The sequence below is a fragment of the Kluyvera cryocrescens NBRC 102467 genome (assembly GCF_001571285.1).
GTDB classification, from domain to species: domain Bacteria; phylum Pseudomonadota; class Gammaproteobacteria; order Enterobacterales; family Enterobacteriaceae; genus Kluyvera; species Kluyvera cryocrescens.
The window spans coordinates 219,985-245,422 of the sequence record NZ_BCTM01000001.1 but is presented as its reverse complement, the minus strand read 5'-3'; the positions used below and the strand labels follow the sequence as shown (position 1 = coordinate 245,422).

The 25,438-nt window shown below is 54.7% G+C and carries 21 protein-coding genes; 20 read left to right on the top strand and 1 reads right to left on the bottom strand.

Features of this window, described 5'->3' with window-relative positions; genetic code table 11:
* The first annotated feature begins 3 nt into the window (after nt 1-3).
* Nucleotides 4-1,851 carry an outer membrane assembly protein AsmA gene (gene asmA / locus KCR01S_RS01230; protein ID WP_061279339.1) on the top strand — a complete coding sequence of 616 codons (1,848 nt, stop codon included), beginning with the start codon at nt 4-6 and terminating at the stop codon, nt 1,849-1,851.
* Between the two features lie 80 nt (nt 1,852-1,931).
* Here the strand turns inward: asmA and KCR01S_RS01225 are convergent, their stop codons facing one another.
* The gene (locus tag KCR01S_RS01225; protein ID WP_061279338.1) at nt 1,932-3,512 is read right to left on the bottom strand and encodes a TerC family protein; all 1,581 of its coding nucleotides are present in this window, start codon (nt 3,510-3,512) and stop codon (nt 1,932-1,934) included.
* A 655-nt stretch (nt 3,513-4,167) separates the two neighbouring features.
* On the opposite strand from KCR01S_RS01225, the gene KCR01S_RS01220 reads away from it, so the two are divergent.
* From KCR01S_RS01220 to wcaL, 19 genes are all read left to right on the top strand, one after another.
* Entirely contained in the window at nt 4,168-5,301 is a 1,134-nt protein-coding gene (locus KCR01S_RS01220) for a polysaccharide export protein (protein ID WP_061279337.1), read from the top strand.
* Between the two features lie 5 nt (nt 5,302-5,306).
* Nucleotides 5,307-5,750, top strand: coding sequence for a low molecular weight protein-tyrosine-phosphatase Wzb (gene wzb / locus KCR01S_RS01215; RefSeq protein WP_061279336.1), 444 nt, complete (start codon nt 5,307-5,309; stop codon nt 5,748-5,750).
* A 2-nt stretch (nt 5,751-5,752) separates the two neighbouring features.
* Entirely contained in the window at nt 5,753-7,915 is a 2,163-nt protein-coding gene (wzc, locus tag KCR01S_RS01210; RefSeq protein ID WP_061279335.1) for a tyrosine-protein kinase Wzc, read from the top strand.
* Nucleotides 7,916-8,059: 144 nt separating this feature from the next.
* Nucleotides 8,060-8,902 (top strand): colanic acid biosynthesis glycosyltransferase WcaA, encoded by an 843-nt coding sequence (wcaA, locus tag KCR01S_RS01205; protein ID WP_061279334.1) that lies wholly within the window; start codon nt 8,060-8,062, stop codon nt 8,900-8,902.
* A gap of 2 nt (nt 8,903-8,904) precedes the next feature.
* The gene (gene wcaB, locus KCR01S_RS01200; protein ID WP_112202736.1) at nt 8,905-9,393 is read left to right on the top strand and encodes a colanic acid biosynthesis acetyltransferase WcaB; all 489 of its coding nucleotides are present in this window, start codon (nt 8,905-8,907) and stop codon (nt 9,391-9,393) included.
* Entirely contained in the window at nt 9,390-10,607 is a 1,218-nt protein-coding gene (gene wcaC / locus KCR01S_RS01195) for a colanic acid biosynthesis glycosyltransferase WcaC (protein ID WP_061279332.1), read from the top strand. The genes wcaB and wcaC overlap by 4 nt, the downstream gene beginning before the upstream one ends.
* Nucleotides 10,582-11,805 (top strand): colanic acid polymerase WcaD, encoded by a 1,224-nt coding sequence (wcaD, locus tag KCR01S_RS01190; protein WP_061279331.1) that lies wholly within the window; start codon nt 10,582-10,584, stop codon nt 11,803-11,805. The genes wcaC and wcaD overlap by 26 nt, the downstream gene beginning before the upstream one ends.
* A gap of 8 nt (nt 11,806-11,813) precedes the next feature.
* Complete coding sequence (wcaE, locus tag KCR01S_RS01185) at nt 11,814-12,560, top strand: colanic acid biosynthesis glycosyltransferase WcaE (RefSeq protein ID WP_061279330.1); 747 nt, start codon at nt 11,814-11,816, stop codon at nt 12,558-12,560.
* A gap of 9 nt (nt 12,561-12,569) precedes the next feature.
* On the top strand, nt 12,570-13,124 hold the full coding sequence (wcaF, locus tag KCR01S_RS01180; RefSeq protein WP_061279329.1) for a colanic acid biosynthesis acetyltransferase WcaF: 555 nt from the start codon (nt 12,570-12,572) through the stop codon (nt 13,122-13,124).
* A gap of 26 nt (nt 13,125-13,150) precedes the next feature.
* Nucleotides 13,151-14,272: a GDP-mannose 4,6-dehydratase gene (gene gmd / locus KCR01S_RS01175; protein ID WP_061279328.1), complete on the top strand. Its 1,122-nt coding sequence runs from the start codon at nt 13,151-13,153 to the stop codon at nt 14,270-14,272.
* A gap of 2 nt (nt 14,273-14,274) precedes the next feature.
* A complete protein-coding gene (gene fcl / locus KCR01S_RS01170) occupies nt 14,275-15,240 on the top strand; it encodes a GDP-L-fucose synthase (RefSeq protein ID WP_061279327.1) in 966 nt (321 codons plus the stop codon).
* A 3-nt stretch (nt 15,241-15,243) separates the two neighbouring features.
* Nucleotides 15,244-15,723, top strand: coding sequence for a GDP-mannose mannosyl hydrolase (locus KCR01S_RS01165; RefSeq protein WP_061279326.1), 480 nt, complete (start codon nt 15,244-15,246; stop codon nt 15,721-15,723).
* Nucleotides 15,720-16,943, top strand: coding sequence for a colanic acid biosynthesis fucosyltransferase WcaI (gene wcaI, locus KCR01S_RS01160; RefSeq protein WP_061279325.1), 1,224 nt, complete (start codon nt 15,720-15,722; stop codon nt 16,941-16,943). The genes KCR01S_RS01165 and wcaI overlap by 4 nt, the downstream gene beginning before the upstream one ends.
* A gap of 3 nt (nt 16,944-16,946) precedes the next feature.
* Nucleotides 16,947-18,383: a mannose-1-phosphate guanyltransferase gene (cpsB, locus tag KCR01S_RS01155; RefSeq protein ID WP_061279324.1), complete on the top strand. Its 1,437-nt coding sequence runs from the start codon at nt 16,947-16,949 to the stop codon at nt 18,381-18,383.
* Between the two features lie 106 nt (nt 18,384-18,489).
* Nucleotides 18,490-19,860, top strand: a complete 1,371-nt coding sequence (gene cpsG / locus KCR01S_RS01150) for a colanic acid biosynthesis phosphomannomutase CpsG (RefSeq protein WP_061279323.1) — start codon at nt 18,490-18,492, stop codon at nt 19,858-19,860.
* Between the two features lie 153 nt (nt 19,861-20,013).
* A complete protein-coding gene (gene wcaJ, locus KCR01S_RS01145; RefSeq protein ID WP_061279322.1) occupies nt 20,014-21,408 on the top strand; it encodes an undecaprenyl-phosphate glucose phosphotransferase in 1,395 nt (464 codons plus the stop codon).
* A gap of 9 nt (nt 21,409-21,417) precedes the next feature.
* Nucleotides 21,418-22,899: an MOP flippase family protein gene (locus tag KCR01S_RS01140; protein ID WP_061279321.1), complete on the top strand. Its 1,482-nt coding sequence runs from the start codon at nt 21,418-21,420 to the stop codon at nt 22,897-22,899.
* Nucleotides 22,900-22,929: 30 nt separating this feature from the next.
* Complete coding sequence (gene wcaK / locus KCR01S_RS01135) at nt 22,930-24,210, top strand: colanic acid biosynthesis pyruvyl transferase WcaK (RefSeq protein ID WP_061279320.1); 1,281 nt, start codon at nt 22,930-22,932, stop codon at nt 24,208-24,210.
* On the top strand, nt 24,207-25,430 hold the full coding sequence (wcaL, locus tag KCR01S_RS01130; RefSeq protein ID WP_061279319.1) for a colanic acid biosynthesis glycosyltransferase WcaL: 1,224 nt from the start codon (nt 24,207-24,209) through the stop codon (nt 25,428-25,430). The genes wcaK and wcaL overlap by 4 nt, the downstream gene beginning before the upstream one ends.
* The last annotated feature ends 8 nt before the right edge of the window (nt 25,431-25,438 follow it).

Below are 25,438 nucleotides of genomic sequence, written 5' to 3'. Positions count from 1 at the left end.
GCCATGAGACGAATATTGACGACGCTGATGATCCTGCTGGTAGTGCTGATTGCCGGCCTGTCATCGTTGGTGCTGCTGGTGAATCCGAACGATTTCCGTAGCTATATGGTGAAGCAGGTTGAAAGCCGTAGCGGATATCAACTTCAGCTTGATGGTTCCCTGCGTTGGCACGTCTGGCCGCGGCTGAGCATTCTGTCCGGCCGTATGACGTTAACCGCACCGGGGGCCAGCGCACCGGTTATCCGTGCGGATAACATGCGTCTTGATGTTTCACTGCTACCGCTGCTTTCGCACCAACTGCAGGTGAAGCAGGTCATGCTGAAAGGTGCGGTGGTGCAATTGACGCCGCAAACTGAAGCCTCGCGCGCTGAAAATGCGCCCGTTGCGCCAAAAGGCACTTCGCTGCCGCAGGAGCCGGGCGACCGCGGGTGGTCTTTCGATATCGCCGGGCTGCAGGTAGTCGATAGCGTCCTGGTATTCCAGCATGACGATGATGAACAGCTCACGATACGCGATATTCATCTGCAAATGGAGCAGGATGACCGTCATCAGGCGTCCGTTGACTTCTCCGGTCGCATTAACCGCGACCAGCGCGATTTAACCCTCAATTTCTCCGCTCAGGTGCAGGCCGGGGACTATCCTCACCGCCTGGATGCGCAGCTATCTCAGCTTAGCTGGCAGCTGCAAGGCGCCGATCTCCCCGCTCAAGGGATCTCCGGCAGCGGCAGCCTTAACGCCAGCTGGCAGGAAAGCGGGAAAAAAATCAGCTTTGATACCCTTAACCTGACGGCCAACGATAGTACGCTGACGGGCGAGGGGAGCGTGACGCTGGGCGATATTCCCGTGTGGGCGCTTAATCTGCAGTCCGATAAGCTGAATCTTGATAACCTGCTGCTGCACTCGGCTATCGCCAGCAGCGACGGCGGAGCGCAAAAAGCGCAGTCTGCGCCTTCGCGCCCGCGTCCGGTGATAGCCAGCAGCGTGAGCGCTATGCCTTATAGCGGGCTGACCGGCTTTAACGGCACCCTGGCGATGGCGGCAAAAACGGTGATCTGGCGCGGCATGCCGTTTGCGAACGTCAGCGTACAGGCTGAAAACCAGCGGGGTTGGCTACAGATCACCCAACTGAGTGGCATGCTCGATGGCGGGCAGCTATCGCTTCCGGGGACGCTCGATGTCCGCAGCGGCACGCCGGTGGCACAGTTCCAGCCTAAACTCGACAATATCCAGATTGCCAGTCTGCTGAAGGCCTTTAATTACCCCATTAACATGACTGGGTTGATGTCGCTGGCCGGCGATTTCTCAGGCTCGATGATTGACGCTGAGCATTTCCGCCGTGACTGGCAGGGGCAGGCGCATATCGACATGAAGGACACTCGCACCGAAGGGCTAAACTTCCAGCAACTGGTGCAGCAGGCGGTTGAGCGTAGCTCCGATATTCGCGGCCAGGATAACTACGACAGCGCCACGCGTCTCGACCAGTTTACGGCGGATATCGATCTCGATAGCGGTACCATGACCTTCAGCAATATGGCCGGGCTCTCTGCGCTGATGGCGTTGACCGGTAAAGGCACGCTGGATCTGGTCAAAGAAGAGGGCGATTTGCAGTTTGCCATTCAGGTAACCGGCGGCTGGCAAGGCCAGAGTAAGCTGGTGGATATCCTGAATACGACGGCGATTCCGCTGCGGGTTTACGGCAAATGGAACGAGCTGAATTACAGTTTGCAGGTTGACCAGGTGTTGCGTCGTCATCTACAAAGTGAGGCCAAGCGCCGGCTCAACGACTGGGCAGAACGCAATAAGAACACCCAATCGGGCAAAGATGTGAAGCAACTGCTCGATAAACAATAAAAAAACCGGCAGCGCATCTCACGCTGCCGGTTTTTTATTATCTTCCGGTCAGGCTGGCACTGCCGGGCTTTTCATTGTCACTACACTTCGTAATCCAGCTCGTCCTGCGGTGGCGGGATAATCTGCACCTTTTGCACGCGGTGGCTTTCAACCTGTAAGGTTTTCAGCGTCCACGGGCCAATCTGCACCTCTTCTCCGGCCTTCGGCACGCGCTGCAGATGCTCCATCAACAGCCCGGCGATGGTGTGGTACTCGCGCTTTTCGTCCAGCGGCAGCGGGATATATTGCACCAGATCTTCCAGCGGCATATGACCGTTCGCCGTCCAGCTACCGTCCGCATTGCGAGCAATATCATGGCGAGCATCGATTTCTTCCGCCTCGTTAGGCAGGTTGCCGGCGATGGTTTCCGTTACGTCACTTAACGTCACGACCCCTTCAACAGAGCCAAACTCATCCACCACAAAAGCGAAGTGGGTGCGCGCATTACGGAACTGCTCCAACGCTGACAGCAGCGGCAGTGCTTCCGGGAAGACCAGCGGCTGACGGATGAGCACGCGTAAATTCAGCGGCTCTCCACGCAGCGATTGCTGCAGCAGATCAATGACGTGCACCACGCCGAGCAGGTCTTCTTCATCCTCGCCGCCGGTGACCACCAGACGGGTATGCTGGTTTTTCTCCAGCAGCGCCCGCACTTCGCTTTCCGGCGCGCTGAGATCGATATGCTCAATATCGTGGCGCGAGGTCATAATACTGCTGACCGTACGCTGGTTGAGATTGAGCACGCGCTCAATCATTCGTCGCTCCTGCGGGTCGAAAATCTGCTGGTTATCCTGATCGACCAGCATCGAGGCAGTGCTGGCATCCAGTTCCGCATCTTCTTTATTCCCGCTCAACAGACGCATGACCGCATCGGTGGTGCGGCTACGCAGCGATTGATTGGCCGACAGGAAACGACGGCGATTGAAGATGGCCAGTTGGTTGAGAAACTCAATCATCACTGAGAAGCCGATGGCCGCGTACAGATAGCCTTTCGGAATAATGACGCCGAACCCTTCCGCGACCAGGCTGAAACCGATCATGAGCAGGAAGCTAAGGCACAAAATAACGATGGTCGGGTGGCTGTTCACAAAGCGGGTGAGCGCTTTACTGGCGAGCAGCATCAGGCTGATGGCGATAATAACCGCTGCCATCATGACCGCCAGATGGTCTACCATCCCCACAGCGGTGATCACTGAGTCTAAGGAAAAGACCGCATCCAGAACCACGATTTGCGTGACGACGGGCCAGAAGCGTGCACCGCGCCGCTGCGTCGGGCCATCGCTGTCTTTGCCCTCCAGCCGCTCGTTAAGCTCTACCGTGGCCTTAAACAGCAGGAAGAAGCCGCCGACCAGCATAATCAGATCGCGGGCGCTAAAAGTGAAGTCGCGGATGCTAAACAAGGGTTTTGTCAGCGTGACCAGCCATGAGATAGAGGCTAGCAGCAGCAGGCGCATCAGCATCGCCAGGATCAACCCGGTGACGCGCGCGCGGTCGCGTTGGGCTGGCGGCAGCTTTTCGGCCAGGATGGCAATAAACACCAAATTATCAATTCCGAGAACCAGCTCGATGACGACCAGCGTCACGAGTCCCGCCCAAATAGACGGATCGGCAATCCATTCCATACGTTAGTTAAAACCTTATGTTACAAGACAAATTGATCATGGATAAACGCGAGGCAAAATGCAATGTTTGCCGCTGATTTCTCCTGATAAAAATCAGGGGAATTTTATGAATAATAACCATAAAGAGTCTGTGATATATTTTAGATAATAAATTGTGGAATAGGGGATTAATATAATTTGTCAATATAAAGAAATTCCTAAAACCTCCGCGGTCATTAGTCTTAATATTATTCTTAAAAGTATTTTTTCAGCGAGCCTTACCTTGCCTGCTATTCACTTAGCTGCAACAATTCTCCCGGTACTGAATGAAATAGCCATTGGTGGCAGTCATAAAATATGCATATGACGAAACTCATTTGTTCATATATATCCAGGAATATTCCATATTCATTTATGGCTTGATTCCATTCTACATAACAACATGATTTTAAGGTGAATTGGTAGCTGAAAGCCAAGGGCGGTAGCGTGCCTGAAGGCGTGAGGCGAAGTCTCGATTATTCTGTCAATAGCCTGCGGATGAATCCAATCTTTTTTCGGATATATGCCAGTTATATTCACCTGGAATTAAATGCATGGTGAATGCTCGGGTAATCAAATGGTACGGATTAATTTAATTCGCACAGGATAATTTTTCTGCCAAAGTGATAAATAATCAATGATGAAATCCAAACTAAAATTGATGCCATTATTGGTGTCGTTAAGCTTGATGAGTGGTTGCACCATACTTCCAGGCAGCAATATGTCTACTTACGGAAAAGATGTGATTAAGCAGCAGGATGCTGATTATGACATTGGCCGAATGGTGAATGTTTATCCGCTGACCCCGCGACTGATTGAACAATTACGCCCACGTCCTAACGTCGCGCAACCTAACATGTCGCTGGATCAGGAGTTAAGCAATTACCAGTATCGCGTGGGCTCAGGCGATGTCCTGAACGTCACCGTTTGGGATCACCCGGAGCTGACTACCCCTGCCGGGCAGTATCGTAGCTCTAGCGATACCGGCAACTGGGTTCAGCCTGACGGCACCATTTTCTATCCTTATATCGGCAAAGTTCAGGTGAAAGGCCGCACGCTCGCGGAAATTCGCCAGACTATCACCCAACGCCTCGCTGCCTATATCACCGACCCACAGGTCGATGTGAACGTGGCGGCCTTCCGTTCGCAAAAAGTGTATGTGTCCGGGCAGGTGAATAAATCAGGCCAGCAGGCCATTACTAACGTTCCGCTGACCGTACTGGACGCGCTCAACGCCGCCGGCGGTCTTGGCGAGCTTGCTGACTGGCGCAACGTGGTGCTGACCCACGACGGCCGTGAACAGCGAATTTCCGTACAGGCGCTGATGCAAAATGGCGATCTGAGTCAGAACCGTCTGCTGTATCCCGGCGACATCCTGTTCGTGCCGCGCAACGATGATCTGAAAGTCTTCGTGATGGGTGAAGTGAAAAAACAGAGCACCCTCAAAATGGACTTCAGCGGCATGACGCTGACCGAAGCGCTGGGCCAGGCAGAAGGTATCGATCTGACCACTTCCGACGCCAGCGGTATCTTCGTGATTCGCCCAACCAAAGAGGGCAACAGCGGCAAGATGGCCAACATCTATCAGTTGGATATGTCTGATGCAACCTCGCTGGTGATGGCTACCAACTTTATCCTCCAGCCGTATGACGTGGTGTACGTCACGACCGCACCGGTTGCCCGCTGGAACCGTCTGATCAACCAACTGTTGCCGACCATCAGTGGCGTTCGCTACATGACCGACTCGGCGAAAGACATTCATACCTGGTAACCGACATGTTTAACAAAATTCTTGTGGTTTGCGTGGGGAACATCTGTCGTTCCCCCACGGCTGAACGGCTGCTGAGAAGCCATCTGCCGCAGATGACCGTAGAGTCGGCAGGGCTGGGGGCGCTGGTGGGGAAAGCGGCGGATGAACGCGCCGCCAGCGTGGCCGCGACGCACGATCTTTCCCTCGATGGTCACTGTGCGCGCCAGCTCTCCGGGCGGATGTGCCGGGAGTACGATCTGATTCTGGCGATGGAAAAACGGCATATCGCCACCCTGCATGAAATGGCGCCGGAGATGCGCGGCAAAGTCATGCTTTTCGGTCATTGGGATAACGAACGCGATATTCCCGATCCGTATCGCAAAAGCCGCGAGGCATTTGAAGCGGTGTACCAGTTACTCGACAGGTCGGCGGCCCAGTGGGCGCAGGCGTTGAAAGCACAGCAGGGATAACCATGACAGATAAAGTAAAACAGATAAGCCCGCCGGTCTCGGGCGGTGATGAGATTGATATTGGCCGCCTTGTTGGCACGGTCATTGAAGCAAAATGGTGGGTTCTTGGCATTACCGCCGTCTTTGCCGCCGCCGCGATTATCTACACTCTGTTCGCGACGCCTATCTATAGTGCAGATGCGCTGGTTCGTATTGAGCAAAATCAGGGCAGCGCGCTGGTGCAAGATATCAGCAATGCGTTAACCAGTAAGCCGCCGGCCTCCGAGGCGGAGATCCAGATGATCACGTCGCGTCTGGTGCTGGGGAAAACCGTCGACGATCTGGATCTGGATATTGCGGTCAGTAAGAACACGTTCCCTATTCTGGGCGCCGGCTGGGAACGACTGATGGGTCGCCAGAACGAGACGGTAAAGGTGACCACCTTTAATCGCCCAGCGGCGATGGCGGATAGCACCTTTACGCTGGAGGTTCTGAGCCCAACGAGCTATCGCCTGAGCAATGACGATGGTTTTAGCGTTGAAGGTAAAGTGGGTGAGGTGGTTAACAAAGGCGGCGTGTCGCTGATGGTAGCCGGAATAGCGGCCCACGATGGCGCCAGCTTTACGCTGACTAAATACTCGACCCTGGGCATGATCAATACCCTGCAAAACAGCCTGGGCGTGACGGAAGATGGTAAGGACTCCGGCGTGCTGACGCTGAACATGGTCGGTGAAGATAAAGATCAGATCCGCGATATTCTTAACAGCATCGCTCGCAACTACGTGGCGCAAAACGTCGCGCGTAAGTCGGAAGAGGCGGCGAAGAGTCTTGAATTCCTCGAAGTTCAGCTCCCGCAGGTGCGCAGTCAGCTGGATGTCGCTGAGAATAAGCTCAATGCCTATCGCCAGCAAAAGGACTCTGTGGATCTGCCGCTGGAAGCAAAATCGGTGCTTGATTCCATGGTCAACATTGATGCCCAGCTTAACGAGCTGACCTTCCGCGAAGCCGAAATTTCCAAACTCTACACCCGTATTCACCCGGCGTACCGCACGCTGCTGGAAAAACGGCGGGCGCTGGAAGAAGAGAAAGCGAAGCTGAGCCAGCGCGTCACGGCGATGCCGAAAACCCAGCAGGAAATTGTGCGTCTGACCCGCGATGTGGAATCCGGCCAGCAGGTTTATATGCAGCTGCTGAATAAACAGCAGGAACTGAAAATCACCAAAGCCAGCACCGTGGGCGATGTGCGTATCGTTGACCCAGCCATTACCCAGCCGGGGGTGGTGAAGCCGAAGAAAGCGCTGATTATTCTGGGCAGCATTATTCTTGGCCTAATGCTCTCTATTGTTGGGGTTCTGCTGCGCTCGCTGTTCAACCGTGGTATCGAAAGCCCGCAGGCGCTGGAAGAACATGGCATCAACGTGTATGCCAGCATCCCGCTTTCGGAGTGGCAAAAATCCCACGACAGCGTCAAAAGCGTTAACGGCGTGAAGCGCTACAAGCAGAGTCAACTGCTGGCGGTGGGGAACCCAACGGACCTGGCGATTGAAGCTATTCGCAGCCTGCGTACCAGCCTGCACTTCGCCATGATGCAGGCGGAGAACAACGTGCTGATGATGACGGGGGTCAGTCCGTCTATCGGTAAAACCTTCGTCTGCGCCAACCTCGCGGCGGTGATTAGCCAAACTCATAAACGCGTACTGATGATCGACTGTGATATGCGTAAAGGCTATTCCCACGAACTGCTGGGGACCACTAACGACAACGGTCTGTCGGATGTGCTGGTAGGTAAATCAACCATTGAAAGCAGCGCGAAACGCACCGCAATCGCCAATCTAGACCTTATCCCACGTGGCCAGGTGCCACCAAATCCATCAGAACTGCTGATGAGTGAACGCTTTAGTGAATTGCTGAAGTGGGGCTCGGCGAACTATGACCTGGTGCTGATTGATACACCGCCGATTCTGGCCGTCACCGATGCCGCCATCGTCGGGCGCCATGCCGGCACCACGCTGATGGTGACGCGCTACGCGGTCAACACTCTGAAAGAGGTCGAAACCAGTCTGAACCGCTTTGAGCAAAACGGCATCACGGTGAAAGGGGTGATCCTTAACTCCATATTCCGCCGTGCGACCGGCTATCAGGATTACGGTTACTACGAGTACGAGTACCAGTCGGATTCGAAATAACCTTTCTTCCCCACCCAGCCTCTCCTTGGGGAGAGGCCGAGAATCGCAGACTCTTTTCTTCAGGAAAGACCTGAACGATACCCTTTCCCCTGAGAGGAAAGGGTGAGGGGAAATACCGCTCAACCGCTTATTCGGGGATACCCAATGACAACAGATAACCCATTGATCTCCATCTATATGCCAACCTGGAATCGACAGCAGTTGGCGATTCGCGCGATCAAATCGATCCTGCGCCAGGACTATCCCCATTGGGAGATGATTATTGTGGATGACTGCTCAAGCCAGTATGAGCAGCTCCAGCAGTTTGTGGCCGAACTGAATGATGCTCGCGTGCAGTACACCCGCAACGATTTTAACTCCGGCGCTTGCGCGGTACGTAACCAGGCCATCCTGCAGGCCAGAGGCCAGTTTATTACCGGTATTGACGATGACGATGAGTGGACGCCGAACCGCCTCTCGATCTTCCTTGAACATAAGCACGAGTTAATGGGGCATGCGTTTTTATACGCCAACGATTATGTCTGCGAAGGGGAGGTCTATTCGCAGCCTGCCAGCCTGCCGCTGTATCCGAAATCGCCATTCTCCCGTCCGCTGTTTTATAAGCGCAACATTATCGGTAACCAGGTTTTTAGCTGGGCATGGCGCTTTAAAGAGAGCCTGTTTGATACCGAACTGAAGGCGGCCCAGGACTATGACATCTTCCTGCGCATGGTGGTGGCCTACGGTGAGCCGTGGAAAATTGAAGCGGCAACGCAAATTCTGCATATCAACCACGGCGAAATGCAGATCACCTCATCGCCGAAAAAATTTTCCGGCTACTTCAGCTTTTACCGCAAGCACAAAGCTAAGTTTGACCGGGCGAGTAAGAAGTATCAGCTGTTCACGCTCTACCAGATCCGCAATAAACGCATGACGTGGAAGACGTTTATTACGCTGCTGTCGGTGCGTAACGGTAAACGCTGGGTCGATGGGCTACGGAGTAAATAATGCTGCTGGAAGACTTACGCGCAAACAGCTGGAGCCTGCGCCCCTGCTGTATGGTGACCGCCTATCGCATTGCTCACTTCTGCTCGGTGTGGCGCAAAAAAAACGTGCTTAACAATTTGTGGGCTGCGCCGGTACTGGTGCTGTATCGCATCATCACCGAATGCTTTTTCGGTTATGAAATTCAGGCCGCGGCGACCATTGGCCGACGCTTCACTATCCATCACGGCTATGCGGTGGTGATTAATAAAAACGTGGTGGCAGGGGACGATTTCACCATCCGCCACGGCGTCACCCTGGGTAATCGAGGCCCCAACAGCCTGGATTGTCCGACCCTGGGCAACGGCGTTGAACTTGGCGCCAACGTGGTGATCATCGGCGGTATCCGCATCGGCAACAACGTGACGGTAGGCGCGGGCAGCGTGGTGCTCGACGACGTTCCCGATAATGCGCTGGTGGTGGGTGAAAAGGCGCGAGTGAAGGTAATCAAATGAATATTCTGCAATTCAATGTTCGCCTGGCCGAAGGCGGGGCGGCAGGCGTCGCGCTCGACTTACATCAGCGCGCGCTGCGCCAGGGGTTAAGCTCAACGTTTGTCTACGGTTACGGCAAAGGCGGTAAAAAAAGCGTTAGCCACGATCGCTATCCGCAGGTGGTGAAGCAGACCGCGCGGCTGACATCGGTCGCCAATCTGGCGCTTTTTCGCCTGTTTAACCGCGATCTGTTTGGCAACCTAAACAACCTCTATCGGCAGGTCACGCGTCTGGATGGCCCAGTGGTGCTGCATTTTCATGTGATGCACAGCTACTGGCTGAATTTGGCCGACGTGGTGAATTTTTGCGAGCGCGTGAAAGGGCATAAAAACGATGTGACCTTTATCTGGACGCTGCATGACCATTGGAGCGTGACCGGGCGCTGCGCATTCCTCGACGGCTGCGAAGGCTGGAAAAGCGGTTGCCAGAAGTGTCCGACGCTGAACAACTACCCACCGGTGAAGGTTGACCGCGCACACCAGCTGGTGGATGAAAAACGGCACTTGTTCCGCCAAATGCTGGCGCTTGGCTGCCGCTTTATCTCGCCAAGCCAACACGTCGCCGATGCGTTTAATAGCCTCTATGGGGCAGGGCGCTGTCAGATTATCAATAACGGTATTGACGTCGCGACGGAAGCCATTCTGGCCGAATTAACGCCGATCAAAGCCAGCGCTACGCGGCCAAAAATTGCCGTCGTGGCGCACGACCTGCGCTATGACGGTAAAACCAATCAGCAGTTGGTGCGCGATATCATCGCTCTCGGCGACAAGGTCGAAATCCATACCTTCGGTAAATTCTCGCCCTTTACGGGTGACAACGTGGTGAATCACGGCTTTCTGACCGATAAGCGCCAGCTGATGAGCGAACTGAATCCGCTTGATGCGCTGCTGTTTAGCTCCCGGGTGGATAACTATCCGCTGATCCTCTGCGAAGCGCTTTCCATTGGCGTGCCGGTGATTGCCACCCACAGCGACGCCGCCAAAGAGGTGTTGGAAAAATCCGGTGGCCACACGGTTGATGAACGTGAGGTGTTAACGCTGGTGCAGCAGCCAAAAGCGCAGATTGCGCAGGCGATATTTGGCACCACGCTTGAGCGCTTTAGCGCGCGCAGCCGTCAGGCCTACAGTGGGCAACAGATGCTGGAGGAATATGTCTCGTTCTATCAGAGTCTGTAGCTATCTGCTGCTGCCGCTCATCTATCTGCTGGTTAACGTCAAACTGGCACAGTTGGGCGAGAGCTTCCCGATTACCATCGTAACCTTTCTGCCTGCGCTGCTGCTGCTGTTTGTCGAACGCATCAATCTCAAAAAATTGATGATTGCGCTCGGGCTGGGGGGGGGACTGACGCTGTTTAACTACGTGTTTGGTCAATCGCTGGATCCGAGCAAATATGTCACCTCGACAATGCTGTTCGTCTATATCGTGATTATTATCGGTATGGTCTGGAGTATTCGCTTCAAAACCATTTCGCCGCATAACCATCGTAAAATACTGCGCTTTTTCTATGTGGTGGTTACCATTATTGTGCTGTTGGCGGCGCTCGAAATGGCTCAGATTATTCTGTTTGGCGGCAGTAGTCTGATTGAGATAATTTCGAAATATCTTATATACAGTAATAGCTACGTACTGAATTTCATCAAATTCGGTGGTAAGCGAACAACCGCTCTTTATTTTGAACCCGCCTTCTTCGCTCTGGCACTAATCTCAATTTGGCTTTGCATCAAACAGTTTGGTATCAAAACGCCGAAGTCTGATGCTATGATTCTGGCAGGGATAATTCTTTCTGGATCGTTCTCTGGGGTAATGACATTTATCCTGTTCTACCTGCTGGAGTGGGCATTCCAGTATCTGAACAAAGAAGCGATTAAGAAAAAACTGCCGTTGGCGATTATCTCTCTGGGCGTATTTTTAGTCGGGCTGGTATTTGCCTTCCCGTATATCGCAACACGCCTGGGGGATCTGGGGACGGAAGGCTCATCATCCTATTACCGTATTATTGGTCCGCTGGTGATGGTCGGTTACTCATTGACAAGTATTGATGGCGTAATCCGTTTTGGTTCTCTTTACGAATATGTTGCATCATTCGGAATATTTAACGGTGCGGACGTCGGGAAAACCATAGACAATGGTCTGTATCTGTTAATGATTTATTTTTCATGGTTTGCGGTGATATTAACTGCTGGCTATCTGTATTACGTTTTTAAATTGTTCATTAATGCTTTTGGGAATAATCGCAATTTCGCCGTGCAGCTGTATCTTTTCACGCCGATATCGTTATTTTTTACCGGTTCGATATTTAGCCCGGAATATGCGTTTTTAATTGTTTGTCCTTTTATTCTGCGTAAAGCGCTGAATATTGCTGATAGCAGATGAGGTGAAACATGTTGTTAAGTGTGGTTACCGTAGCCTTTCGCAACTACGAAGGGGTGGTGAAAACCTGGCGCTCGCTGGCTCATTTGGCGGGGGATCCGAGTCTGACCTTTGAGTGGATTGTGGTCGACGGCGGGTCGAATGACGGTACGGCAGAATTTCTCGAAAAACGTAATGGCCAGTACCAGTTACGTTACGTCAGTGAGCCAGATAAGGGCCTGTATGATGCGATGAATAAAGGCATTCGCATGGCTAACGGCAAGTTTGTGCTGTTCCTGAATTCCGGTGACAGCTTCCATCCGGAGGTGGCGCAGTTTGTTCGCCAACTGCGTGGTCAGAATGACGATGCCATGTTCCTCGGCGATGCGATGCTGGACTTTGGTGATGGCCATCAGGTGCGCCGCAGTGCCAAACGCGGCTGGTATATTTATCACAGCCTGCCGGCCAGCCATCAGGCGATTTTCTTTCCGCTGCGCGGCCTGCAAGATTATCCCTATGACGTTCAGTATCGCGTGTCATCGGATTATGCGTTGACGGCCAGAATGTATAAATCGGGCTATCGTTTTAAACGCATAAAAGGGCTGGTGTCTGAATTTTCAATGGGCGGCGTATCAACCACAAATAATGTTCAACTGTGTCAGGATGCAAAAAAAGTTCAGCGTGAAATATTGTGCATGCCAGCATTGTTGACAGAGTTATCTTATTTATTACGCCTGCGCACCACCGGTAAAACCAAGGCGCTGTATAACAAGGCCTAAGGAAATAAGATGCAGGAGTTGTCAGGATTTAAAGTTCCCAACGGATTTCGCGGTGCTAGCGGCATTAAAGTTCAAATCTGGTGGGCGGTTCAGGCCACACTATTTGCCTGGTCACCGCAAATACTCTACCGCTGGCGAGCATTTTTATTACGCCTGTTTGGCGCAAAAATAGGAAAAAACGTAGTTATTCGCCCGTCGGTAAAAATTACTTATCCATGGAAGTTAACGATTGGTGATGATGCTTGGGTGGGGGATGACGCGGTGCTGTATACCCTCGGGAATATTACCCTTGGTGCTAATTCAGTGGTCTCGCAGAAGTGTTATTTATGCACCGGCAGCCATGATTATCAGAGTGCGCATTTTGATATTAATGCCGCTCCGATTGTGGTCGGTGAGAAATGCTGGCTGGCAACGGATGTGTTTGTTGCTCCCGGTATAACGATAGGCGACGGCACGATAGTGGGTGCCCGCAGCAGCGTTTTTAAATCGCTACCGGCAAATATGATTTGTCGTGGCAATCCCGCAGTGGTCACGCGCGAACGCGTAGAGAAAGTTACTCCCTAAACGGGACTATATTGAGGAAAAATATAATGTCGAAAGTCGCACTTATTACCGGCGTAACCGGGCAGGATGGTTCTTATCTGGCGGAACTGCTGCTGGAAAAAGGATATGAAGTTCACGGGATCAAACGTCGTGCTTCCTCCTTCAACACCGAACGTGTCGATCACATCTACCAGGATCCACACAGCAGCAACCCGAAATTTCACCTGCACTATGGCGATTTGACCGACAGCTCAAACCTGACGCGTATTCTCAAGGAAGTGCAGCCGGATGAAGTGTATAACCTGGGAGCCATGAGCCACGTTGCCGTGTCGTTTGAATCGCCGGAATATACCGCTGATGTCGATGCGATGGGGACGCTGCGCCTGCTGGAGGCGATTCGCTTCTTAGGGCTGGAGAAGAAAACCCGTTTCTATCAGGCATCCACCTCCGAGCTTTACGGCCTGGTGCAGGAAATTCCACAGAAAGAAACCACACCGTTTTACCCGCGCTCGCCGTATGCGGTTGCCAAGCTTTACGCCTATTGGATCACCGTTAACTACCGCGAATCCTATGGGATGTACGCCTGTAACGGCATTCTGTTCAACCATGAATCCCCGCGTCGTGGTGAGACTTTCGTAACGCGTAAAATTACCCGCGCTATCGCCAACATCGCCCAAGGGCTAGAGAAGTGCCTGTATCTCGGCAACATGGATTCCCTGCGCGATTGGGGCCATGCCAAGGACTACGTGAAAATGCAGTGGATGATGCTGCAACAGGATCAACCGGAAGATTTCGTGATTGCCACCGGCGTGCAGTATTCAGTTCGCCAGTTCGTGGAAATGGCCGCCGCTCAATTGGGCATTAAACTGCGCTTTGAAGGTACCGGCGTCGAAGAGAAGGGGATCGTGGTTTCCGTCACCGGTCACGATGCACCTGGCGTGAAGCCGGGGGATGTGATGGTGGCCGTTGATCCGCGCTACTTCCGTCCGGCGGAAGTGGAAACCCTGCTCGGCGACCCAACCAAAGCGCACGAGAAGCTGGGCTGGAAACCAGAAATCACCCTGAAGGAAATGGTTTCTGAAATGGTGGCCAACGACCTCGAAGCAGCGAAGAAACATTCCTTGCTGAAATCCCATGGCTACGAAGTGGCGATTGCGCTGGAGTCCTGAGTATGACCCGACAACGTATTTTTGTGGCGGGCCACCGGGGAATGGTGGGCTCGGCCATCGTTCGACAGCTTGAGCAGCGCGGTAACGTGGATCTGGTTCTGCGCAGCCGCGATGAGCTTAATCTGCTGGACAGCCGCGAGGTGAATGATTTCTTCGCCCGCGAAAACATTGACCAGGTGTATCTGGCGGCGGCGAAGGTGGGCGGCATTGTGGCCAACAACACTTTCCCGGCGGATTTCATCTACGAGAACATGATGATCGAAAGCAACATTATTCACGCGGCGCATAGCCACAACGTGAATAAGCTGTTGTTCCTCGGTTCATCGTGCATCTATCCGAAGATGGCGAACCAGCCGATGCACGAAAGCGAACTGTTGCAGGGGACGCTAGAGGCCACCAATGAGCCGTACGCGATTGCCAAAATCGCCGGTATTAAACTGTGTGAGTCCTACAACCGTCAGCACAATCGTGACTATCGCTCGGTGATGCCTACCAATCTTTACGGGCCGAACGACAACTTCCATCCAAGCAATTCGCACGTGATCCCGGCGCTGCTGCGCCGCTTCCATGAGGCGGTACAACAAAATGCCAGCGACGTGGTGGTGTGGGGCAGCGGTACGCCGATGCGTGAGTTCCTGCACGTGGACGACATGGCGGCGGCGAGCATCCATGTGATGGAGTTGGATCGCAGCGTATGGCTGGAAAACACCCAGCCGATGCTGTCACACATTAACGTCGGCACCGGCGTGGACTGCACCATCCGTGAGCTGGCGCAGACGCTGGCGAAAGTGGTGGGCTTTAAGGGGCGCGTGGTGTTTGACGCCACCAAACCAGATGGCACGCCGCGCAAATTGCTGGACGTTTCGCGACTTCACCAGTTGGGCTGGTATCACGAAATCTCGCTGGAAGCGGGCCTTGCCAGCACCTACCAGTGGTTTTTAGAAAACCAGCAGCGCTTTCGGGGGTAACCGATGTTTCTTAGCCAGCAAGCTTTTGCCACCGTCGTGCAGTCTACGCCGCTTATCTCTATCGATTTGATCGTCGAGAACGCGCAGGGCGAGATTCTGCTGGGCAAACGTACCAACCGTCCGGCGCAGGGTTTTTGGTTTGTGCCTGGCGGTCGTGTACAAAAGGATGAACCGCTGGCCGAGGCGTTTGCTCGTCTGACTGAAGCTGAACTGGGGCTGAGCCTGCCAATGACGGCGGGCCGCTTCTACGGCGTCTGGCAGCATTTCTATGATGACAACTTCTCCGGCACGGATTTTTCCACGCACTACATTGTGCTGGGATTCCGTGTGCAGGTGGATGCCGACACCCTCACGCTGCCGGCGGCTCAGCATAACGAATACCGTTGGCTTACCCCGCAGGCGCTGCTGGAGGCGGACAACGTTCATGACAACAGCCGCGCCTATTTCCGCGTCGACAAAATGGCTGAGGTACCGGGTCTATGAAAATTCTGGTGTATGGCATTAATTACTCGCCTGAATTGACCGGTATCGGTAAGTACACCGGCGAAATGGTGGAGTGGATGGCGCGTCAGGGCCACGAGGTGCGGGTGATTACCGCGCCGCCGTACTATCCGGAATGGCAGGTTGGCGTGAACTATTCAAGCTGGCGCTACCGCCGGGAAGAGGGCGATGCCACCGTGTGGCGCTGTCCGCTGTACGTACCGAAACAGCCGTCGACCCTCAAGCGGTTAATGCATCTGGGCAGCTTTGCGCTGAGCAGCTTCTTCCCGCTGATGGCCCAGCGTCGCTGGAAGCCGGATCGCATTATCGGCGTAGTGCCGACCCTGTTCTGCACGCCGGGGATGCGCCTGTTAGCGAAACTCTCCGGTGCGCGCACGCTGCTGCATATTCAGGATTATGAAGTGGACGCCATGCTCGGGCTGGGAATGGCGGGTAAAGGTAAGTCTGGCAAGGTAGCGAAGCTCGCCAGCGCGTTTGAACGCAGCGGCCTGCATAACGTCGATAACGTGTCGACGATCTCACGCTCCATGATGAATAAGGCCTGTGAAAAAGGGGTGCCGGCAGAGAAGGTGATTTTCTTCCCTAACTGGTCCGAAGTCGCCCGTTTCCGCGACGTCCCGGAAACGTTGGTTATCGCTTTACGCCAGCGTTTGGGTTTAGACGACGCGCGAAAAATCATTCTCTACTCCGGCAATATCGGGGAAAAACAGGGGCTGGAGAGCGTGATTGACGCCGCCGACCAGCTCCGCGAACAACCGTGGCTGTTTGTGATTGTCGGCCAGGGCGGCGGCAAGGCGAGACTGGAAAAACTGGCGGCTGAACGCGGGCTGGAGAACGTCAAGTTTTTGCCGCTGCAATCATATGAAGATTTACCGGCGCTGCTGGCAATAGGTGATTGCCATCTGGTGATTCAAAAGCGCGGCGCGGCCGATGCCGTGTTGCCCTCCAAGCTGACCAATATTCTGGCGGTAGGCGGGAATGCAGTCATCACCGCCGAAGCCGACACCGAGCTTGGCCAACTGTGTCAAGACAATCCGGGCATTGCCGTATGCGTCACGCCTGAATCGGTTCCGGCGTTAGTGGAAGGGATTGAACAGGCGCTGATGATGCCAAAACAAAATGCTGTCGCCCGAGACTGGGCAGAACGCGCGCTCGATAAAGAGCACGTTCTTAACCAATTTATTGCTGATATTCGGGGTTAAACGATGAGTCATTCTACGCTTTTCCCGGTCGTGATGGCCGGTGGCTCGGGCAGCCGCCTGTGGCCGTTGTCCCGAGTGCTTTATCCTAAGCAGTTCCTGTGCCTGAAAGGCGATATGACCATGCTGCAAGCGACGGTGAATCGTCTGGAAGGCGTGAAGTGCGCGAGCCCGGTGGTGATCTGCAATGAGCAGCACCGATTTATTGTGGCCGAGCAGCTACATCAGCTGAATAAGCTGACCGAGAATATCATTCTGGAACCCGCGGGGAGAAATACCGCGCCGGCGATTGCGCTGGCGGCGCTGGCGGCAAAACGCCGTGAACCGGAAAACGACCCGCTGATGCTGGTCCTGGCGGCGGACCATGTAATTCAGAATGAAGATGCGTTTCGCGCCGCAGTGCGTGAAGCCACGCCGTATGCCGAAAGCGGCAAGCTGGTGACCTTCGGTATCGTGCCGTCGCTGCCGGAAACCGGCTATGGCTATATTCGTCGCGGCGAGGTCAGTCTAGGCGTTGACGATACGCTGGCTTTTGAAGTCGCGCAGTTTGTCGAAAAACCGAATCTTGAAACGGCTCAGGCCTACGTGGCCTGCGGCGAATACTACTGGAATAGCGGCATGTTCTTGTTCCGCGCCGGTCGTTACCTGGAGGAACTGGGTAAATATCGCCCGGATATTCTCAGCGCCTGCGAGAAGGCGATGGATATTACCGACCCGGATCTTGATTTTATCCGCGTCGATGAAGAAGCCTTCCTGAGCTGCCCGGACGAGTCAATCGACTATGCGGTGATGGAGCGCACGGCCGATGCGGTTGTGGTACCGATGGATGCCGGTTGGAGCGACGTGGGTTCGTGGTCATCGCTGTGGGAAATCAGCAACCACTCGGCGGAAGGCAACGTCCACCACGGCGACGTGATCAGCCATAAAACCGAAAACAGCTACATATACGCCGAGTCGGGGCTGGTGACGACCATCGGGGTAAAGGATTTGGTGGTGGTGCAAACCAAAGACGCGGTGCTTATCGCCGATCGCAACGCCGTGCAGGACGTGAAAAAGGTGGTCGAGAGGATTAAAGCCGATGGCCGTCACGAACACCATATTCACCGCGAGGTGTATCGCCCGTGGGGAAAATATGACTCCATCGATTCTGGCGACCGCTATCAGGTGAAGCGCATTACCGTGAAGCCGGGCGAAGGGCTGTCGCTGCAAATGCATCATCACCGGGCAGAACACTGGATCGTCGTGGCCGGGACCGCCAAAGTCACCCTTAATGATGAGATCAAGCTGCTGGGCGAAAACGAATCAATCTACATTCCGCTCGGCGTCACCCACTGCCTGGAAAACCCGGGGAAAATCCCGCTCGACCTGATTGAAGTGCGCTCCGGCGCCTATCTGGAAGAGGACGATGTGGTGCGTTTCCAGGACCGCTACGGGCGAGTTTAACGCGCTGACCGTGCCGGGACGCGTCGCGTTATCCGGCAAATCATGAATCGTAAAAAGTGTGACCCTTGTGGTTAGGGCCAACTGTTGCCTGAAGAAAGGTAAAAACATGAAAAAATTAACCTGTTTTAAAGCCTACGACATCCGCGGCAAGCTGGGCGAAGAGCTCAACGAAGATATCGCGTGGCGCATTGGCCGCGCCTACGGCGAATACCTGAAGCCGAAAACCATCGTGCTGGGCGGCGATGTACGACTGACCAGCGAGGCGTTAAAGATGGCGCTGGCGCGCGGTCTGCGCGACGCGGGCGTCGATGTTCTGGACATCGGCCTTTCCGGGACGGAAGAAATTTATTTTGCCACTTTCCATCTTGGCGTAGACGGTGGCATTGAAGTCACCGCCAGCCACAATCCGATGGACTACAACGGCATGAAGCTGGTGCGTGAAGGCGCGCGCCCGATCAGCGGCGATACCGGCCTGCGCGATGTGCAGCGTCTGGCCGAGGCCAATGACTTCCCGCCGGTGGATGAAAACCAGCGCGGCAGCTACCAGAACATCAATCTTCAGGACGCCTATATCGATCACCTGCTGGGCTATATCGATGTCAAAAACCTGACGCCGCTGAAGCTGGTGGTGAACTCCGGTAACGGCGCGGCGGGCCCGGTGATTGATGCGCTGGAAGCCCGCTTTAAGGCGCTGAACGTGCCGGTGAGCCTGATTAAAGTCCATAACACCCCGGACGGCACTTTCCCTCACGGTATTCCTAACCCGCTGCTGCCGGAGTGTCGCGATGATACCCGCGATGCGGTGATCAAATACGGTGCCGATATGGGCATCGCTTTTGACGGTGATTTTGACCGCTGTTTCCTGTTCGACGAAAAAGGGCAGTTTATCGAGGGCTACTACATTGTTGGCCTGTTGGCGGAAGCGTTCCTCGAGAAGAACCCCGGTGCGCGCATTATTCACGACCCGCGCCTGTCGTGGAACACGGTCGATGTGGTGACGGCGGCGGGCGGCACGCCGGTGATGTCAAAAACCGGCCATGCGTTTATCAAAGAGCGGATGCGCCAGGACGATGCAGTATACGGCGGCGAGATGAGCGCCCATCACTACTTCCGTGATTTCGCCTACTGCGACAGCGGCATGATCCCGTGGCTGCTGGTGAGCGAACTGCTGTGCCTGAAGGGCAAAACGCTGGGCGAACTGGTGCGTGACCGAATGGCCGCATTCCCGGCCAGCGGTGAAATCAACAGTAAGCTGGCGGAACCAGGTGCGGCGATTGCCCGCGTTGAAGCCCATTTTGCCGGCAGTGCGCTGGAGATTGACCGCACCGACGGCATTAGCCTGGCGTTTGCCGACTGGCGCTTCAACCTGCGTTCTTCCAACACCGAACCGGTGGTGCGATTGAACGTCGAGTCGCGCGGTAACTCACCCCTGATGCAGGCGCGAACGCAGGACATTCTGGCGTTGCTAAATCAGTAATTGGAGCCCCTTTTCCCTCAATCTCTCCCCATGGGGAGAGAAGCCACTCGCGGTGATCCTGTGCAGGTTGAGGAGATGAGTGGTGCGGTTTTCTCCCTCGTTAATCCGGGAGGAGGCTGGGGAAGGGGATTAACAGACGAAATAGGACCAACGATGACGACTCTAATAAAGCGCGAACGAGCCAAAACGAATGCATCGTTAATCTCAATGGTGCAGCGTTTTTCAGACATCACCATCATGTTGGGTGGACTGTGGCTGGTATGTCAGGCCGTCGCGCTGCCGTTTTTGTACCTGCATTTGCTGATGGCGCTGGTCACGCTGGTGGTGTTCCAGATGATTGGTGGCATCACCGATTTTTATCGCTCCTGGCGCGGCGTTCGCATTACGACGGAACTGCTGCTGCTGTTGCAAAACTGGACGCTGAGCCTGGTGTTTGCCGCAGGCCTGCTGGCGTTCAACGACGATTTTAATACCAACTTCGGCATGTGGCTGGCGTGGTATCTGCTGAGTACCGTCGGCATGCTGGCGAGCCGCGCGTTCATTCGCTATGGCGCAGGCGTGCTGCGTCACCGTGGCTACAACACGCGCTACGTGGCGGTGGCCGGCGATATGCCGGAAGGCCAGGAACTGCTGGAGAGTTTCCGTAATCAGCCGTGGCTCGGCTATGAGGTGGTCGGCAGCTATTACGACGCCAAACCCGGCGGCGTGAATGCCGACTGGATGGGCAACCTGGAGCAACTGCGCGAAGACGCCCGCAGCGGAAAAATTCATAACGTCTATATCTCGATGACGATGCAGGAAGAGAGCGATATCAAAAATCTGGTGCGCGATCTGGCGGACACCACCTGCTCGGTGCTGCTGATCCCGGATGTGTTCACCTTCAATATTCTTCACTCCCGCGTGGAAGTGGTTAACGGTATTCCGCTGGTACCGCTGTACGACACGCCGCTGTCCGGGGTTAACCGCATCATCAAACGCCTCGAGGATATTGTGCTGGCGCTGTGCATTCTGCTGCTCATTTCACCGGCGCTGTGCTGCATCGCGCTGGCGGTGAAGCTGACATCACCAGGGCCGATTATTTTCCGCCAGACCCGCTACGGCATGGACGGTAAGCCTATCAAAGTGTGGAAATTCCGCTCTATGAAGGTGATGGAGAATGACACGATCGTCACCCAGGCGACGCAGAACGATCCGCGCGTGACCCGCGTTGGTAACTTCCTGCGCCGCACCTCGCTTGATGAGCTGCCGCAGTTTATTAATGTGCTTACCGGCGGCATGTCCATCGTTGGCCCGCGTCCGCATGCGGTAGCGCACAACGAACAGTATCGTCAGCTGATCGAAGGCTACATGCTGCGCCATAAAGTGAAACCCGGGATTACCGGTTGGGCGCAAATCAACGGCTGGCGCGGGGAAACCGATACGCTCGAAAAAATGGAAAAACGGGTGGAGTTCGATCTGGAGTACATCCGCGAATGGAGCCTGTGGCTCGATATCAGAATTGTTTTTCTGACGGTATTCAAAGGCTTTGTCAACAAAGCGGCGTATTGAGGAAGTGACATGGGCCTGAGAGAAAAAACCATCAGCGGCGCGAAATGGTCAGCGATGGCCACGGTCGTCATTATTGGCCTGGGGTTGGCACAGATGACCGTGCTGGCGCGGCTGTTTGATGGCCACCAGTTTGGCCTGTTGACGGTGTCACTGGTGATCATTGCGCTGGCGGACACGCTGTCGGATTTTGGCATTGCCAACTCGATTATCCAGCGTAAAGAGATTAGCCATCTGGAGCTGACCACGCTCTACTGGCTGAACGTGGGGCTGGGGCTGGTGGTGTGTGCGGCGGTTTATCTGCTGAGCGGCACCATCGCCCACGTGTTGCACAACCCGGATCTGGCGCCGCTGATTAAAATGCTGTCGCTGGCGTTTGTGGTGATCCCCCACGGCCAGCAGTTCCGCGCGTTAATGCAAAAAGAACTGGAATTTAACAAGATTGGTTCGATTGAGACCGCGGCGGTGCTGTCCGGGTTTACCTTCACGGTAATTAGCGCCTGCTATTGGCCGCTGGCCATGACGGCTATTCTCGGTTATCTGGTCAACAGCGCGGTGCGTACCCTGCTGTTCGGCTATTTTGGTCGCAAAATCTACCGTCCAGGACTGCATTTTTCGCTGGCGACCGTGGCGCCAAACCTGCGCTTTGGCGCATGGCTGACCGCCGATAGCATCATTAACTACGTCAATACCAACCTGTCGACGCTGACGCTGGCGCGCATCCTCGGCGCCAGCGTCGCCGGCGGCTACAATCTGGCCTACAACGTGGCGGTAGTGCCGCCAATGAAGCTTAATCCGATAATCACTCGCGTGCTGTTTCCGGCCTTTGCCAAAATTCAGGACGATAACCAGAAGCTGCGGATCAACTTCTACAAGCTGCTGTCGGTGGTGGGGATTATTAATTTCCCGGCGCTGCTGGGATTGATGGTGGTCAGCAATAACTTCGTGCCGCTGGTGTTTGGCGAAAAGTGGCTGCATATCGTGCCTATCCTGCAGCTGCTGTGCGTCGTCGGGCTGCTGCGATCGGTCGGTAATCCGATTGGTTCGCTACTGATGGCAAAAGCACGGGTTGATATCAGCTTTAAATTCAACGTCTTTAAAACGTTCCTATTTATTCCTGCGGTGATTATCGGCGGGCAGCTCGGCGGCGCGATTGGCGTCACCTTAGGCTTCCTGCTGGTGCAAATCATCAACACCATTCTGAGCTACTTCGTGATGATTAAACCGGTGCTGGGACCAAGCTACCGTGACTACCTGAGCAGCCTGTGGCTACCACTGCGGTTGTCTCTGCCGACGCTTGTCACCAGCTACGCCGTTGGCCGGTTGCTGGAGGGCAGCGTGTCTCTGCCGCTGCTGTTGGCGCTGCAGGTCCTGGCAGGCGTAGTGAGCTTCGCGCTGGTGATTCTGTTATCTCGCAATGCACTGCTGATTGAACTTAAAACAACGCTCTGTCGGAGCGAAAAAATGAAGACGTTATTACGTGTTCCTAATTGATTTGCTTGAAACCCCTTTGATGAGGCCATGATGAAATTATTAATTTTGGGAAACCACACCTGCGGCAACCGCGGCGATAGCGCCATTATGCGTGGTCTGCTCGATGCGATACTCCGCCAGCAGCCAGACGTTGAGATGGATGTGATGAGTCGTTTCCCGACAAGTTCCTCCTGGTTGCAGGGGCGTGAGATTATCGCCGATCCGCTGTATCAGCTCAGTCAGAAACAGCAGGCGGCGCCCGGCATGAGCGGGCGCGTGAAGAAAGTGCTGCGCCGTCGCTTCCAGCACAAAATTTTGCTGGCCAAAGTCACCGGCGAAGGCAAGCTGCGCAATTTTGAGATTGCGCCAGAGTTTCATGAGTTTGTGCGCTTCCTCGGTAATTATGACGCGATAATCCAGGTTGGCGGGTCTAACTATGTCGATCTTTACGGTTTAACCCACTTTGAGTATCCGCTGTGCGCCTTTATGGCCAATAAACCTATTTACATGATTGGCCACAGCGTGGGGCCGTTCCAGAACCCAGACTTTAACCAACTGGCGAACTACGCCTTTGGCCGCACGAATGCGTTAATTTTGCGTGAAACCGTCAGCCGCGAGCTGATGGTGAAAGCGCAGATTGATACCCGCAAAGTGGAGCAGGGTGTTGATACCGCCTGGCTGGTGGAACATCGCAACGACAGCTTTGAACCGAGCTACGCGGTGCAGCACTGGCTGAACCTGACGGCGCAGCGTAAAACCGTCGCCATTACGCTGCGCGAGCTGGAGCCGTTTGATAAACGCCTGGGCACGACCCAGCAGGCCTATGAGAAAGCCTTTGCCGAGGTGGTAAACCGCATGATTGCCGACGGCTACCAGGTGCTGGCGCTGTCGACCTGTACCAGCATCGACCGCTACAACCGTGATGACCGCATGGTGGCGCTGCGTATGTCGCAGTATGTCGAAAATCGCGAGCACTTCCATATCGCGATGGATGAACTAAATGACGTGGAGATCGGCAAAATTCTCGCCTCGTGTTCACTGACCATCGGTACTCGCCTGCACTCCGCCATTATCTCGATGAACTTCGGCACGCCGGCTATCGCCATTAACTATGAGCACAAATCCGCCGGCATTATGCAGCAGTTGGGGATGCCGGAGATGGCTATCGATATTCGTCATCTGCTGGATGGTTCCATGCAGGGCGTGGTGGCCGACATGCTGAATCAACTGTCAGCGATTGGTGAGCGCGTGGCGGTGGCGGTAGAAGGTGAGCGGCAGAAAGGCTTTACCATGATTGAATCAGTGTTAAATCGTATCCGGGAGGGCCGATGAAAGTCAGTTTCTTCTTGCTGAAATTCCCGTTAGCGTCCGAAACGTTTGTCTTAAACCAGATCGTGGCGTTTATTGAGATGGGACACGACGTGGAGATTATCGCCCTGCAAAAGGGCGATTTAACCAACACCCACGCGGCCTATACCAAATACCGGCTGGCGGAGAAGGTGCGCTGGCTGCAGGATGAACCGCCGACGGCGCTGGCGAAGCTGCGCTACCGCGGATTCAGCACCCTGTGCGGGCTGCATCGTTCTGCCGTGTGGCGGGCGCTCAATATGAAGCGCTACGGCCAGGAGGCGCGTAACCTCATTCTTTCATCTATATGCAGCCGTACACCGTCGCCCATTGAGGCTGACGTGTTTATCGCACACTTTGGCCCTGCGGGCGTCACGGCGGCGAAGCTACGTGAGCTGGAAGTGATTCGCGGCAAAATTGCCACCGTGTTTCACGGGATCGATATCTCCAGTCGTGAAGTGCTCAATCACTACACCGGTGAGTATCAGCAACTTTTCCGCCGCGGCGACATGATGCTGCCGATAAGCCAGCTGTGGGCCGACCGCCTGCAGGCGATGGGCTGCCCGACGGATAAAATCACCGTCTCACGGATGGGCGTCAACATGGAGCGCTTTGCACAGCGCCCTTTAAAAGCCCCCGGCGCGTGTCTGCAGATTATCTCGGTGGCGCGTTTAACCGAGAAGAAAGGGCTGCATGTGGCGATCGAAGCCTGTCGGCAGCTCAAGGAGCAGGGCGTTAACTTTCGCTACCGCATTCTGGGAATTGGCCCGTGGGAACGGCGCCTGCGCACGTTAATTGAACAGTATCAACTGGAAGATCGGGTAGAGATGCCCGGCTTTAAGCCGAGCCATGAAGTGAAGGCGATGCTGGATGATGCGGATGTGTTCCTGCTGCCATCGGTCACCGGTGCAGATGGCGATATGGAAGGGATCCCTGTTGCGCTGATGGAAGCAATGGCGGTTGGGATCCCGGTGCTGTCGACGGTGCACAGCGGCATCCCTGAACTGATCGATTCCGGCCATTCCGGCTGGCTGGTGGCCGAGAACGATCCTAAGGCGCTGGCCGACAAGCTGCGAGCCTTAGGCCATATGGATCAACAGAGCCTGCAGCCGGTACTGGCGCGCGCGCGCGCGAAAGTGGAAACCGATTTTAATCAGCAGCTGATCAACCGGCAGCTTGCTGGCCTGCTGCATACGCTTTGCTAAGGAGGCTT